The sequence below is a fragment of the Mesorhizobium sp. B3-1-9 genome (assembly GCF_006439595.1).
Classification (GTDB): domain Bacteria; phylum Pseudomonadota; class Alphaproteobacteria; order Rhizobiales; family Rhizobiaceae; genus Mesorhizobium.
In genome coordinates this window covers 328,072-342,248 of the sequence record NZ_VFTJ01000007.1, presented here as the reverse complement: position 1 = coordinate 342,248, position 14,177 = coordinate 328,072, and the positions used below count along the sequence as shown (strand labels likewise).

Genomic DNA, 14,177 nt, shown 5'->3' with positions numbered 1-14,177 from the left:
CGATCCTTCGCACCCCCCTCTGTCCTGCCGGACATCTCCCCCGCAAGGGGGGAGATGGGCAGCTTCAGCGACGGCGCTTCACCTTGCGACTTTGGCGGTTGGCGAAAGCGGTGACGAGATTGATCTCCCTCCTTGCGGGGGAGATGTCCGGCAGGACAGAGGGGGGTGCGAAGGATCGCTGCGCTTAAGAATAATCTCTTTCTCATCACACCGCAGACCCTCGTAACTGTCACCATCTGTCACCAATTATACGTGTACGTCGATTTCGCGTTGACTCCCCGTCGCTTTCCCTTTACGACTGACGAAAATTGAAATTCGTCACTCGTAAAACGAAAGCGCCATGTCAGAAGCCGCCAACATCGTGGCAGACCCCGCCAGACAGGAGAACGTGACGCGCATTCTCGACTGCGCCGAGCGCCTGTTCCGCCACTACGGCTACGGCAAGACCAACGTCGCCGACATCGCCCGCGAACTCGGCATGTCGCCGGCTAACATCTACCGCTTCTTTGCCTCCAAGGTCGAAATCCACCAGGCCGTCTGCGGCCGCATGCTCGGCGCCAGCTACAAGATGGCCTACGAGATCATGCACCTGCCGATCAGCGCCGAGGAGCGCCTGCGCCGCTACATCCATGCCCAGTACAAGATGACGCTGGAGGTCATGCTCGACCAGGAGAAGGTGCATGAGATGGTGATCGTCGCGCTGGAGCGCGATTGGGGCGTCATCGACAAGCATGTCAACAGCATCCACGACCTCTACGCCGAGGTGATCCGCGAGGGCATCGAGGCCGGCGAGTTCAGGGAGCAGGATCCCGAGACGGCTTCCCGCTGTTTCGGCGCCGCCACAGTCATTCTCTGCCATCCGCAGATGGTGGCGCAGTGCCTTGCCAAGACCAATCGGGCGATGCCCGACGAACTTATCGACTACGCCATCAGGGCCTTGAAATAGAAACTGTCCGCCGGGTGCCGGCAGACGATCATCTCCAGTTCGGGAGTGCTAAGGTGTCATTGTCCAGTTCTATCCTCCGAATGCTGCCGTCCGCCGGCCTCCCAACCGCCGCCGTCGTCGCAGCAGTGCTCAGCCTCGCCGGCTGCAGCCAGGAGAAGGCCGAGGTCGTCCAGGAAGTCGTCCGGCCGGTGAAGGTGGTCGAGATCGGCGAGGCGCAGACCACCCGTCAGCTTGATTATTCCGGTTCGGTGCGCGCCCGCACCGAGATGAATCTCGGCTTCCGCATCGCCGGCAAGGTCACCGAGCGTCTGGTCGATATCGGCCAGCACGTGAATGAGGGCGACGTGCTCGCTCGCGTCGATCCAGCCGATTACGAATTGTCGGTGAAGAGCGCTGCTGCCAGCCTCGACGCCGCCGAGCGCCAGGTCGAGACCGTCGACCTCGCCAGGAAGCGCGCCGAACAGCTCTATGCCAAGAACTTCGCGCCGAAATCGCAGCTCGATCAGGCGCGGCTGACCTACGACCAGGCGGTGGCGACGCGCGATGCCGCGCGCTCGACGCTGGCCCAGGCGCAGAACCAGGTTCAGTATGCCGATCTCAAGGCCAGCAAGAACGGCATCGTCACCGCCATCTCCGCCGATGTCGGCCAGGTGGTCGCCGCCGGCACGCCGGTGATGGCCGTCGCGGTCGACGGCGAGAAGGAAGTGTCGATCGCGGTGCCGGAGATGGATATCGCAGGCTTCAAGCCCGGCAAGGAGGTCAAGGCGAACTTCTGGTCGGACGAAGGGCTCACCCTTGACGGCAAGGTCCGCGAGGTCGCCGGCAGCGCCGATCCGCAGTCGCGCACCTTCGCCGTCCGGGTTTCGCTCCCCAACGATCCGCGCGTGCTGCTCGGCATGACCGCCAATGTCCAGGCGACCGTCGGCAGCAAGGCGCAACTGGTATCGATCCCGCTGACCGCGATGACCGAGAAGGACGGCAAGCAGATCGTCTGGACGGTCGATCGCGCCTCCGACACGGTGCATCCCCGTCCGATCAAGGTCGCCAACTTCACCGCCGACGGCGTCGCCGTGGCCGACGGCCTGAAACAGGGCGACGTGGTGGTCGCGGCCGGCACCCAGTTCATGACCGAAAACCTGAAGGTCAAGCTTTCCGGCGACGCCCAGCAATCCGCCTCGGCGGATGACGTCGCGACCACCAGCAGCCTGCACTGATGCTTGTCGCCCAAAAGTGCGAAGCGGTTTTGGGACAACGACAAGCATCGAACTAAGACCTGAAGTCAGGCGCAACAGACGCCTTTCCCGCTCTCGCTGCGTCAAGCCGCGGGCCGGGGAGGGCATGGGTTCCGGGCGGCGAACGCCCGATCGTGAGATGCCGGCATGTTGGCTCCCCCGCAGCAGTGCCGAGTCCAGCGCGATTTGCGAGTCTCTCTCCGCTTGAGGGGTCCCGCCGCCCGGAAACCCACCGAACTTAGAAGCGGCATGCCAAGCGAGCGTGCCTTGCCGATCAATTGGACTGGACGTGTGCCATGACCACCACCGACAGCAGCACTGAAAAGCGGCCCTTCAACCTTTCGCGCTGGGCGATCGGACATCCGAGCATCGCGCGCTTCCTGTTCGGCCTGATCATCCTTGCCGGCGCCCTCGGCCTGATGCGCATGGGCCAGAAGGAAGATCCGGATTTCACCTTCCGCGTCATGGTGGTGCAGGCGGTGTGGCCCGGAGCCTCGATCCAGGACATGGAGGACCAGGTCGTCAACAAGATCGAGCGCAAGCTGCAGGAAACGCCGCATCTCGATTTCGTCCGCTCCTACACCCGCGCCGGCAGCGCCATCATCACCTTGCAGGTCAAGGGCGACACCAATGCCGAGGAGGTGAAGGACGCCTTCTACCAGGTGCGCAAGAAGGTCGGCGACATCGCCAATGAATTGCCGCAGGGCCTGCTCGGCCCCTATTTCAACGACGAGTTCGGCGACACTTTCATCACACTGCATTCGATCAGCGGCGACGGCTTCACCTATCCGGAGTTGAAGAAATTCGCCATCCAGGCGCGCGACATGCTGTTGACGACGCCTGGCGTCGAAAAGGCCGTCATCATCGGCGACCAGCCGGAGAAGATCTATATCGACGTCTCGTCCAAGGCGCTGGCCGAGCGCGGCCTGACCATTGTCGACCTGCAGAACGCCGTGAAGGGGCAGAATGCCGTCGATCCGGCGGGCTCCGTCGACACCGGCCTGCGCTCGGTGCGCATCTCGGTCGAGGGCGACGTCACCAAGGCCGCCGACATCCGCGAGCTGAGGCTGCGCTCCGGCAGTCAGGTGACGCGCCTCGGCGACATCGCCACGGTCTCTTCCGGCCTTCAGGATCCTTACGACAACAAATACCTCTTCAACGGCCATGAGAGCGTCCAGCTCGGCGTCGTCATGGCCAAGGGTTTTAACGTCAGGGACGTCGGCAAGGATGTCGAGGCGACCTATCAGCGCTTCGAGGCGGGGCTGCCTTACGGCGTGTCGGTCGACCAGATCTCCGACCAGCCCCAGGTCGTCAAGGACGCGGTGAGCGAGTTCATGGAGGCGCTCGGCGAGGCGCTGCTCATCGTCCTTGCAGTCTCGCTGCTGTCGATCGGTTGGCGCTCGGGCCTGGTGATAGCCATCGCCATCCCGCTGGTCTTGGCCGCCACCTTCGCCATCATGTACGAGATCGGCATCGACCTGCAGCGCATCTCGCTCGGCGCCCTCATCATCGCGCTCGGCCTGTTGGTCGACGACGCCATGATCGTCGTCGAGATGATGGAGCGAAAGCTCGAGGAAGGGCTGGTAAAGATCGAGGCGGCAAGCTTCGCCTACACCTCGACCGCTTTCCCGATGCTGACCGGCACGCTGATCACCACGGCTGGCTTCATCCCGGTCGGCTTTGCCGCCTCGACCGCCGGCGAATATGTGCGCACGCTGTTCTATGTCGTCGGCATCGCGCTCGTCGTGTCGTGGTTCGTCGCGGTCTATTTCACGCCGTGGCTGGGCTACATGATCCTCAAGCAGCGCAAGCATGCCGGCACCCATCATGATGTCTTCGATACCGGCTTCTACCGCCGCCTGCGCGCGACCGTCGCCTGGGCGGTGCGCCACCGCATCATCGTTCTGGTGATGACGCTGGTCACCTTCGCCACAAGCCTCTGGGCCTTCCAATTCATCCCGCAGAACTTCTTCCCGCAATCCTCGCGCCCGGAAATCCTGGTCGACCTGTGGCTGCCGGAAGGCACCTCGATCAAGGAAGTCGAAAAACAGGCCAAGTCGTTTGAAGGCAAGATGGCGGACGATCCGGACAAGCGCTTCATCGCCACCTATATCGGCGAAGGGGCGCCCCGCTTCTTCCTGCCGCTCGACCAGCAGCTTCGCAATCCGAACTTCGCCCAGCTGCTGGTGATGGCCAAGGACGAGCCGGCGCGCGAGCGGCTGATCGTCAAGATGCGCAAGATCCTGGCGCAGGATTTCCCCTCGATCCGCGGCAAGGTCGACCGTCTTTTCCTCGGTCCGCCGACGGGCTGGCCGGTGCAGATGCGCGTCATGGGTCCGGACCGCAAGGAAGTGCGCCGCATCGCCGATGAGGTGAAGGCGAAGTTCCAGGCCAATCCGCTGCTCGGCGCCATCCATGACGACTGGCTGGAACCGGTGCCGGCGATGAAGCTGGTGATCGACCAGGATCGCGCTCGCGCCCTTGGCGTCACCTCGCAGCGCATCCGCCAGATGCTGCAGGCCACCATGTCCGGCGCGCCGCTCGACGACTTCCGCGACGGCGAAGAGACGGTCTCGATCGTCGCCCGCGAGCCGGACGCGACCCGCAAGCTGCTGTCCTCGGTCGACTCCGTCTACATCCCGACCGACTTCGGCGGCTCGGTGCCATTGTCGCAAGTGGCCAAGGTCGTGCCCGTCATGGAGCAAGGCATCGAATGGCGGCGCGACCGCCTGCCGACGATCAGCGTGCGCGCCACGCTGCCGGACGGCGTGCAGTCGAACGACGTCGTCACCAAGATGTACAACGACATGAAGGACCTGCGCGCCGGCCTGGCGCCCGGCTACAAGGTCGAAATCCAGGGCGGCGCCGAGGATTCGGCCGAGAGCCAGGCCTCGATCGCCGCCAAGGCGCCGATCATGCTCGCCATCATCGTCGTTCTCCTGATGGTCCAGCTGCAGCATTTCGGCAAATCGATGCTGGTGCTGGCCACTGGCCCGCTGGGCATCATCGGCGCCGCCGCTGCGCTGCTGATCAGCGGCGCGCCGTTCGGCTTCGTCGCCATCCTCGGCGTCATCGCGCTGCTCGGCATCATCATGCGCAACTCGATCATCCTGGTCGACCAGATCGACCAGGATATCGCGGCCGGCATGGAGCGATCGGAAGCGATCGTGGGTGCTGCCGTGCGCCGCTTCCGGCCGATCATGCTGACGGCGCTGACCGCCGTGCTGGCGCTGATCCCGATCTCGCGCGCCGTCTTCTGGGGGCCGCTCGCCTACGCCATGATGGGCGGCATCCTGGTCGCCACCGTGCTCACCATCCTGGTGCTGCCTGCCGGCTACGCCCTGTTCTTCGGCCGCGCGCCCAAGAAGGCCAAGACCGACGAGCAGGCATCCGAGCCGGAGAAGATCGAAGGCATTGAAAGACCGCAACTGGCTCTGGCCGCGGAATAAGGTGGCAACCTGGAATCATCCGCCATCGTCATCGGACGGTGGCGGATGATCTGCATGTACGGGCAACCACGTCTCGACGGCGCCATGCGCCGGTCAGTCTTCGCTTACTGGCGCCAAGAAACGGGCGCGCCGAAGCGCGCCCGTTTCTTTAAATTACCATGTCAGATGACGAACACCCAGTTGGCGATCAGCATCACCGCCACGCCGGCGATCAGCGTCAGGTAAGGCAGCATGCCCGCTTTCTTGACCGAGAGGTCGGCGCCCGCCATGCCGAGGTCGGCCAGCATGTGATCGGGGAACTTGCCCTTGTCCTGGATGTAGTGACGGAAGCAGAACACCGGGATGATCAGCGCCGCCGTGATCAGGCCGGCCCACAGCGCCATCGGGTTCCACACCTTGGCGCCGGCGCCCATGAAGATCGCGTTGACGTAGGCGAAGATCGCGCCGATGCCGAGCAGCCAGGTCGGCGCCTTCCACGCCCGATTGATATGGCCGTTGTCGATGCGGTGGATCCAGCCGGCATTGAGGTTGAGGAAGTTGAAGATGATGTAGCCGCAATTCGACACGGCAAGAATGAAGAAGAAGCTCGTCGCGTCGGCCGAGGCGATGGCCAGCACGATCAGGTTGAAGCAGAGGTCGGTCCACATGGCCCGCGTCGGCGCGCCATGCTCGTTGACATGGCTGAGATAGCGCGGCAGCCAGCCGTCGACCGAGCCCTGGTAGAGCGTGCGCGAAGAGCCGGCCATCGCCGTCATGATGCACAGCACCAGCGCCAGGATCATCAGCATCACCAGCAGGCTGTGGATCAGCTTGCCGCCGCCGACCATGCCGGCCAGCGCGTCGGCGACGCCCGAGCCGTCGACGATCGGCGTCGCCAGCATGCCGTTCAAGCCCAGCACGCCCTGGAAGGTAAAGGGTACCAGGATGAACAAGAGCATGCAGAGCAGGCCGGAGTAGAAGATCGCCTTGAAGGTATCGGTGCCGGGGTTCTTGAATTCCGACGTGTAGCAGACCGCGGTCTCGAAGCCGTAGGTCGACCATGCGGCGATGAACATGCCGCCGAGGGCAAGCGTCCAGCCGGCAATGTTCCACGAGCCGGGATCTGGCGCATAAGCGGCGGCCAGCGGCACCAGCGGCGAGAAATTCGCCCAGTCGATCTGGCCGGTGAAGATTGGCACGACGCCGACGATCAGCATCGGGATGATGACGAGCAGGCCGATATATTTCTGCACACTGGCCGTGCCGAGGATGCCGCGATGCTGGATCGAGAAGATGATCAGCATCAGTACCGCGCCGATGAAGAAGGTGGCGTTGAAGGTGAACGACACCGGGCCGAGCGTGTGGCCCCACAGCGACCATGTGCGGATCGCCGGCGTCGCGGCGGCCGTGACCGCGGCGATCGCGTCGGCGGACGCCGTTCCGGCATGCGCGGCGATATAGGCGGTCACTTCCGGCGAGGTGTCGGTGAAGATCGGCACCGGCGCCAGCGCGTTGAGGATATAGGCGGCCGCGATCGAACAGCCGAGCGACAGCACCGGCGTCCAGGCGAACCAGTTGCACCACACCGACAGTGGCGCGATGAATTTCGAGTAGCGCAACCAGGCGGTAGCGCCGTAGATCGAGGCTCCGCCCGACTTGTTCGGAAACAGGCCGGCGATCTCGGCATAGGTGAAGGATTGCAGGAAACCCATGATCATGGACACTGTCCAGATCAGGAAGGCGAGCTTTCCGGTCGTCCCGGCAATGCCGCCGATCGAGAACAGGACCAGCGCTGGAACGCCGCTTGCCACCCAGAAGGCGCCACGCCAGTCGATATGCCTGAGCAGCTTGCTTTCGGCAGGCTGCTCGAGGGCCGTGCTTATCGTGCTCATATCTTGTGTCTTCCCCTTTTTGTTGTTCCCCGCCAGCGACGCTTCGGCTCTCGCGAAGCTTGCTCCCCGGCAAATCAGCGTCGACCCGTCGTGTTTCCACTCAGTCGTATTTTTTTCTTAAGAGTGAAGATTGATCCGGCGCGCTTTCGCGTCAAGCGTTTTGTGAATGTCATGCACATCACGCTTGCGAAACATTGACCCGACCGCCGCCGGTGGCGGCCGGCGAGGGTCGGATCCGCCTCGGGAGGCTTTCAGAAACCCAGCTTTTAGGAACGCGGTTTGGTCTTCTGCGGATCGTAATGGGCGAAGGCGACGACACGCGCCGGCAGCCGCTTGGCATGGCCGTCGAGCTTGCCGATCTCGACCTCCGTGCCGATCTCCGCGTGAGTGACGTCGAGCCGCGCCAGCGCGATGGTCTTGCCGAGAACCGGCGAACGCATGCCGGAGGTGACGACGCCGATCTGGGCGCGGCCGACATGGACGCAGTCGCCATGGCCGACCGCGACATTGGCGTCGATGTCGAGCCCGACGAGCTTGTGCTGCGGGTGCTCCTTGCGCCGGATCAGCGCGTCGCGGCCGATGAAGTCGTCGGCCTTGGTCTTGAGCGGCACGGTGAAGCCGATGCCTGCCTCGAACGGATCGGTCTGGTCGGAAAATTCGTAATCGGCGAAGATCAGCCCGGCCTCGATGCGCACCATGTCGAGCGCCTGCAGGCCCATCGGCTTCAGCCCGTGCGGCTGCCCGGCTTCCCAGACGGCGTCGAAGACCTTTTCGGCGTCGCGCGGATGGCACCAGATCTCGTAGCCGAGCTCGCCCGTATAGCCGGTGCGCGAGACCACGACCGGAATGCCGTTGCCGCCGCCGATGCGCGCGACCGCGAAGCGGAACCATTCGAGCTCGCCGATCGAGGGCTGAACCGGCGAGGTCCAGACGACTTCCTTCAATATGTCGCGGCTCTTCGGTCCCTGCACGGCGATGTTGTGCATCTGGTCGGTGGAGGAGCGCACCAGCACGTTGAGGTCGAGTTTTTTTGCCGTCTCGCGCAGCCATTCGCCGGAAAGATCGTCGCCGCCGACCCAGCGGAAATTGTCCTTGCCGAGCCTGAGCAGCGTGCCGTCGTCGATCATGCCGCCATGCTCGTAGCACATCGCCGTATAGACGACCTGGCCGACGCCGAGCTTCTTGACGTCGCGCGTCAGCGTGTATTGCAGCAGCGCTTCGGCATCCGGCCCGGTGACCTCGAACTTGCGCAGCGGCGACAGGTCCATGATCACGGCCGCCTGCCGGCAGGCCCAGTATTCGGCGATCGGACCTTCCTTGGCGAAGGAATTGGCAAGCCAATAGCCCCGGTATTCGACAAAGTCGCGCGTGTGTTTGGCAAAGCTCGAATGAAAGGCTGTCTCGCGGGTCATTTTCGGTTCCGAGTCGGGCTTCATGCGTCTGGCGATCGCTCGCGAGAATTTGTGCTGGCCGGAATAGCTGCGCACATGGATGTCGGTCAGGTCCCAGCCATTGGCGGGCGTGGTGTCGTCCGGGCAGGCCGAGGACACGCAGACGATGTCGGTGAGCGCCCTGAGCAGCACGTAGTCGCCCGGCCGCGACCACGGCTCGTCCGACACCATCACGCCATGCGCGTCGATCGCCGTGTTGAAGAAGAAGTTGATCGCCATCCAGCCCGCGCGGGGCGTCACGCCTTTGTCCGACAGCGCCTTGTTGAAATTCTCAGAGCAGTTGGTGTGGCCGGGATAGCCGATATCGTCGTAATATTTGGCGGCGCAGGCGAGCGCGAAAGCGTCGTGCCGCCCGCATGTGTCCTGCACCACCTCGACCAGCGGCTCCATGTCCTGGTCGTAATATTTCGAATGCAGGCCGGGCATCGGATAGGCCGAGCCCATCAGCGTGCGGGTCGTCGTCACGTCGAGCGGCAGGTCGCGGTCCTTGTCCAGCTTGCGCGCCGAAAAACACTGGAAGTCGGTGCATTGCCGGCCATCGACATCGATGATCTGCAGATAGTCGCCGGCCTTGACGAAATAGGATTCGGCGGTCGCCGAATGCACTCTGAGATCGAGCACCGGATCGGCGAGCGGATCGGGAAGCTGCGACCTTGTCTTCAGCCGGATCGTGGCGCGGCGCACCAGGACGGTGAGCGGCGTCGCCGTGTTGTGGCCGTCGACCAGCATCGGCCCGCCAGGCGCCGCGATCAGCAGCGCGCCGTCGCGCTGGACGGAAAAGCTCTGCTCAGTGCCGGCTGGCGTGGTGCCTCCGAACACGCGCACGGCCTTTGGCTGGTCGAGCTCTACCTTGCGACGCTCGAGGCTGAGGCGCAGCGCCGAAAGGCTGTCGTCACCCTCGGCGAGCAGCGCCTTGATGCCGGCTGCATTGCTGTTCGACCGTTCTCCGAAAATGCCGGGATCGGTCGTGCCGGATGTATCCCAGGCCAGAAGCTCGCAGGGCTGCCCACCCTCGACATTGGTCACGCTGACGCTGTCGCCGGCCTCGACGTCGATCAGCACCGCGCCGTTGCCCTGCACGGTATAGCGTTCCATCCCCGGCGGCAGCGCGATCTGGCCGGGCCTCAGGATCAGGCTTGGACGGGGCGGTCCGGACAGGACGGCGGGGTAGGGCGACTGGCTCATCTCAAACCCTCCTCCGAGCGAGAAACAAGTTTGCCTGTGTGTAAAATTATTTTCGCTGAGAGAATAGCAGGGCGATGGCGTTTGGCAAGGCGAGAAGGGAAAGGCGCGTCGCTATGCCAACTCTTCGGAATGGCTGATCGTGACGCCATACTCGGCAGCCGAGTCCAGAATCGTGTGCCACAGGCTCTCCGCGAAGGTCGCGAACACCAGGAGATTGAACACGGCGCGTCCGTCCGCCAGGTCGTCACCGCGCCACAGCGTGACGCTGGTATGATCCATCGATGTGGCAGCCGCCGCGCCGACGCCGAACACATCCGGATGCAGATCGATCGACGACTGCTTCGCAAGCATCGCGCGCGCCTTCTCGCCAGAGACGCTGATCAGCGCCCGCGCATGCGACTGGTCGGACAGCGAGGCCGAGCCGGCAAAGACAGGCGCAAGCCCATCCATCGTGTACTTGCCGCCTTTGGACAGCACGAGGAACTGGCCGGGTCCCGACCAGATCAGTGTCGCGTCGGCCGCGTCGACCGCCCTGGGCGTTTCCGGCGCGGCAACGCCGAAGCGCGTTTTTGCGGCCTTCGCCATCTCGGCGGCCTTGCCGCGCCGCGCCATGACCTGCACGAGGTCGAAATTGCGGATCTCGGTCAGCGAAACGCCGGCTTCGCCTTGCGCGCTGTAAGCGCCGGCGACCAGCGCGCGGTCGAGCGGGCTGCGGACATCCCAGGAAAAATCAGCCACGCTGGCGCCCTCCATCCGGATCGTAGAAGACGGAATTGCAGAGCTCGACATCATAGTCCTCGCCGCGCAGCGGATCATGCGCCCGCACGATCTCGCCGATGCGCTCGCGGCCGCGCTCGACAAGGCCGAGCCCGATCCACTGGTCGAGCACCGGCGAGAAGCAGACCGAGGTGACATAGCCCTGGTCGTTGTCGGGGCCGGGGGTCTCGCCCTTCGGAATGATATGCGCGCCGGAGCGCAGACGGCGCGCCTTGTCGGTCGGCTTGATGCCGACGACCACCTGCCGGCTGGGCGCGACCAGCGCCTCGCGACCGGCCATGACGCGGCCGATGAAATCCTTCTTGGTCGACATCATCTTGCCCAGGCCGAGATCGCCCGCCGCGGTGGTGCCGTTGAGTTCCGGTCCGGCGACATGGCCCTTTTCGATGCGCATCACGCCGAGCGCCTCGGTGCCGTAGGGCGTCACACCGAATGGCTTGCCGGCAATCATCAGGTTGCGCGCCATCGCCTCGCCGTAGCGCGCCGGCACCGAAATCTCGAACGCCATCTCGCCGGAGAAGGAGATGCGGAACAGCCTCGCCTTCAAGCCGCCGCGCAACGCAACTTCCCGCGCGCCCATGAACGGAAAACCTTCATTCGACAGGTCTTCGGCCGGATCGACGATCTCCTTCAAGAGATCGCGAGTCTTCGGCCCGGCGATCGAGAACTGCGCCCACTGGTCCGAAACGGAGGTCAGCTGCACGTCGAGCTCGGGGAACAGCACCTGGCGACAGAATTCCAGGTGCTGCATCACCAGCCCGGCCTTCGCCGTGGTGGTGGTGAGGAAATAATGGTCCTCGGCCAAACGCGAGGTCGTGCCGTCGTCGTAGACGATGCCGTCTTCGCGCAGCATCAGCCCGTAACGCGCCTTGCCGACGGCGAGGCTGGAGAAGGCGTTGATGTAGACGCGGTCGAGGAAGGTGCCGGCGTCTGGCCCATGCACGTCGATCTTGCCGAGCGTCGAGACATCGCAGAAGCCGACGCCGTTGCGCACGGCCTTCACCTCGCGGGTGACCGATTCCAGCCAGTCCTTCTCGCCCGCGCGGGGGTACCACTGCGCGCGCTTCCAAAGGCCGGTGTCGACAAACACTGCGCCCTGTTCGGCCGCCCAGTGATGCGAGGGCGTCAGCCGGGTCGCATGGAAATTCTCGTCGCGGTGGTGGCCGGCAAAGGCGCCGATGGCGACCGGCACGTAAGGCGGCCGGTAGATCGTCGTGCCGGTCTCGGGAATGGATTTGCCGCTGACCGCGGCCATGATGGCGAGGCCGGCGACATTCGACGTCTTGCCCTGGTCGGTCGCCATGCCGAGCGTCGTGTAGCGCTTCAGGTGCTCGACCGATTGAAAACCTTCGCGCTGCGCCAGCTCGACATCGGAAGCGGTAACGTCGTGCTGCTGGTCGACGAAGGCCTTGCCCTTGCCGGCGACATGCCAGAGCGGGGTGATCGAAAAGGCTTCGTCGTCGGCGACCGGCATCGATCCGATATTGCCGCTGCGTCCGGCATCGCGTGCCGCGGCAGCGCCGGCTTCAAACCCTTCGCGCAGGCAGGCGCCAAGTCCGAAAGCGCCGTTGGCCGCGCCCGCTGCGACCATGCCGGGCGGCGCGCCGTCTGGCACGAAGGCGGCTATGTCGTCGCGCCATTTCGGCCGGCCGCGATGATAGGAGGTGAGCCCGACCGCCGGATTCCAGCCGCCGGAGACGGCGAGCCCGTCGGCCTCGACCTCGGCGCGCGCGCCGCCGGTCAGCGACACGGAGATCTTGCGCACGCCGCCCTTGCCGCCATCGACGCTGCTGACGGCGCCGTGCAGCACGGGGAAGCCGCCCTTGCTGGCCAGCGAGCGATGCGCCGGCGAAACATCCGGCCGCGCATCGATCACCGCCGCCACCTGCAGTCCGGCGGCGACCGCCGTTTCGGCCGTGCGCCAGCCATCCTCGTTGTTGGTGAACAGCGCGATCCGCCTGGACGGCGTGGCGGCGTAGCGGTTGATGTAGCTGCGCATGGCCGACGCCATCATCACGCCGGGCGTGTCGTTGCCGGCAAAGACGATCGGACGTTCGATCGTGCCGGCCGCGACCACGCAGCGCTTGGCCAGGATGCGCCACAGCCGCTGGCGCACCTGATGCTCCGGCGGCACCGGCAGATGGTCGTTGACGCGCTCGATCGCGCCATAGGTGCCGCCATCATAGACGCCGAACAAAGTCGTGCGCGTCATGATGCGCACGTCTGGCATGGCCTCCAGTTCGGCGAGCGTGCGCGCGATCCATTCCGCGGCTGGCAGTGCGTCGATCGTGCCGCCATCGGCGAGCAGCCGGCCGCCGAGGACGAAATCTTCCTCGCACAGGATGACGCGCGCGCCGCAGCGCGCGGCGGCAAGGGCAGCCGCCAGGCCCGCCGGGCCGGAACCGGCGATCACCACGTCGCAATGCGCCCAGGCCTTGTCATAGTGGTCGGGGTCGGAAACCTGCGCTGCGCGGCCGAGACCGGCGGCGCGCCGGATCGCAGGCTCGTAGATCGCCTCCCAGAACTTCGCCGGCCACATGAAGGTCTTGTAGTAGAAGCCGGCGACGAAGATCGGCGCGAACAACTGGTTGACCGACATTACGTCGAAATTGAGCGACGGCCAGCGGTTCTGGCTGGCTGCCTCGAGGCCCTCATAGAGTTCAGCCGTCGTCGCCTTGGTGTTCGCCTCGCGCCTCGCGCCGCTGCGCAATTCGACCAGCGCGTTCGGCTCTTCCGAGCCTGCCGTCAGGATGCCGCGTGGGCGGTGATACTTGAACGAGCGGCCGACGAGCTTGACGCCGTTGGCGACCAGCGCGGACGCCAGCGTGTCACCCTTGAAGCCCGAGAATGTCTTGCCGTCGAAGCGAAAGCTGAGCGGTGCCGAGCGGTCGATCAGACCGCCATTGTTCAGCCGGTTTGCCTGATCGCCGCGCATCACGCACCAACCTTGGAGGCGCCGGCGCCCGCCGCCGGCTCAACGGCCGAAATCTCATGCGTCAGCGTGTTGCGGGTGACCTTCAGCCAGGCCCGGCAGCCGCCGCCATGGTACCAGTGCTCGCTCATCACGCCGGCGATGTTGTCGCGCAGGTAGACGTAATCGTAGACGGCGTCCTCGCCGGCATCGGCCGCGGGACGTTGCGGCTTGGCGTCGCCGAGATAGGTGAACTCGCCGAGTTCGCGTTCGCCGCAGAAGGGACAGGTAATGCGCATGGTTTTCGGCTGTCCTCAGAGCATGATGCCAAAAAGTGTGGAGCGTTTTTTGGATA

The 14,177-nt window shown here is 64.8% G+C and carries 8 protein-coding genes; 3 read left to right on the top strand and 5 right to left on the bottom strand.

The genetic code is table 11. The features are described 5' to 3' along the window. Positions 1-340 precede the first annotated feature (340 nt). From FJW07_RS16100 to FJW07_RS16090, 3 genes are all read left to right on the top strand, one after another. On the top strand, positions 341-946 hold the full coding sequence (locus FJW07_RS16100; protein WP_140645136.1) for a TetR family transcriptional regulator: 606 nt from the start codon (positions 341-343) through the stop codon (positions 944-946). A gap of 80 nt (positions 947-1,026) precedes the next feature. Continuing rightward, positions 1,027-2,160, top strand: a complete 1,134-nt coding sequence (locus FJW07_RS16095) for an efflux RND transporter periplasmic adaptor subunit (protein WP_181182647.1) — start codon at positions 1,027-1,029, stop codon at positions 2,158-2,160. A 314-nt stretch (positions 2,161-2,474) separates the two neighbouring features. Then, positions 2,475-5,627 carry an efflux RND transporter permease subunit gene (locus FJW07_RS16090; RefSeq protein WP_140857488.1) on the top strand — a complete coding sequence of 1,051 codons (3,153 nt, stop codon included), beginning with the start codon at positions 2,475-2,477 and terminating at the stop codon, positions 5,625-5,627. Positions 5,628-5,788: 161 nt separating this feature from the next. On the opposite strand, the gene FJW07_RS16085 is transcribed toward FJW07_RS16090, so the two are convergent. From FJW07_RS16085 to FJW07_RS16065, 5 genes are all read right to left on the bottom strand, one after another. Further along, complete coding sequence (locus FJW07_RS16085) at positions 5,789-7,498, bottom strand: APC family permease (protein ID WP_140857487.1); 1,710 nt, start codon at positions 7,496-7,498, stop codon at positions 5,789-5,791. Between the two features lie 266 nt (positions 7,499-7,764). Further along, positions 7,765-10,134: an aminomethyltransferase family protein gene (locus FJW07_RS16080; RefSeq protein WP_140857485.1), complete on the bottom strand. Its 2,370-nt coding sequence runs from the start codon at positions 10,132-10,134 to the stop codon at positions 7,765-7,767. 111 nt (positions 10,135-10,245) lie between these two features. Continuing rightward, positions 10,246-10,872 carry a sarcosine oxidase subunit gamma family protein gene (locus tag FJW07_RS16075; RefSeq protein WP_140857483.1) on the bottom strand — a complete coding sequence of 209 codons (627 nt, stop codon included), beginning with the start codon at positions 10,870-10,872 and terminating at the stop codon, positions 10,246-10,248. Beyond that, positions 10,865-13,846, bottom strand: coding sequence for a sarcosine oxidase subunit alpha (locus FJW07_RS16070; RefSeq protein ID WP_140857481.1), 2,982 nt, complete (start codon positions 13,844-13,846; stop codon positions 10,865-10,867). The genes FJW07_RS16075 and FJW07_RS16070 overlap by 8 nt, the downstream gene beginning before the upstream one ends. Continuing rightward, positions 13,846-14,121: a sarcosine oxidase subunit delta gene (locus tag FJW07_RS16065; protein ID WP_140705099.1), complete on the bottom strand. Its 276-nt coding sequence runs from the start codon at positions 14,119-14,121 to the stop codon at positions 13,846-13,848. Before FJW07_RS16065 ends, FJW07_RS16070 begins: the two co-directional genes overlap by 1 nt. Positions 14,122-14,177: the final 56 nt, after the last annotated feature.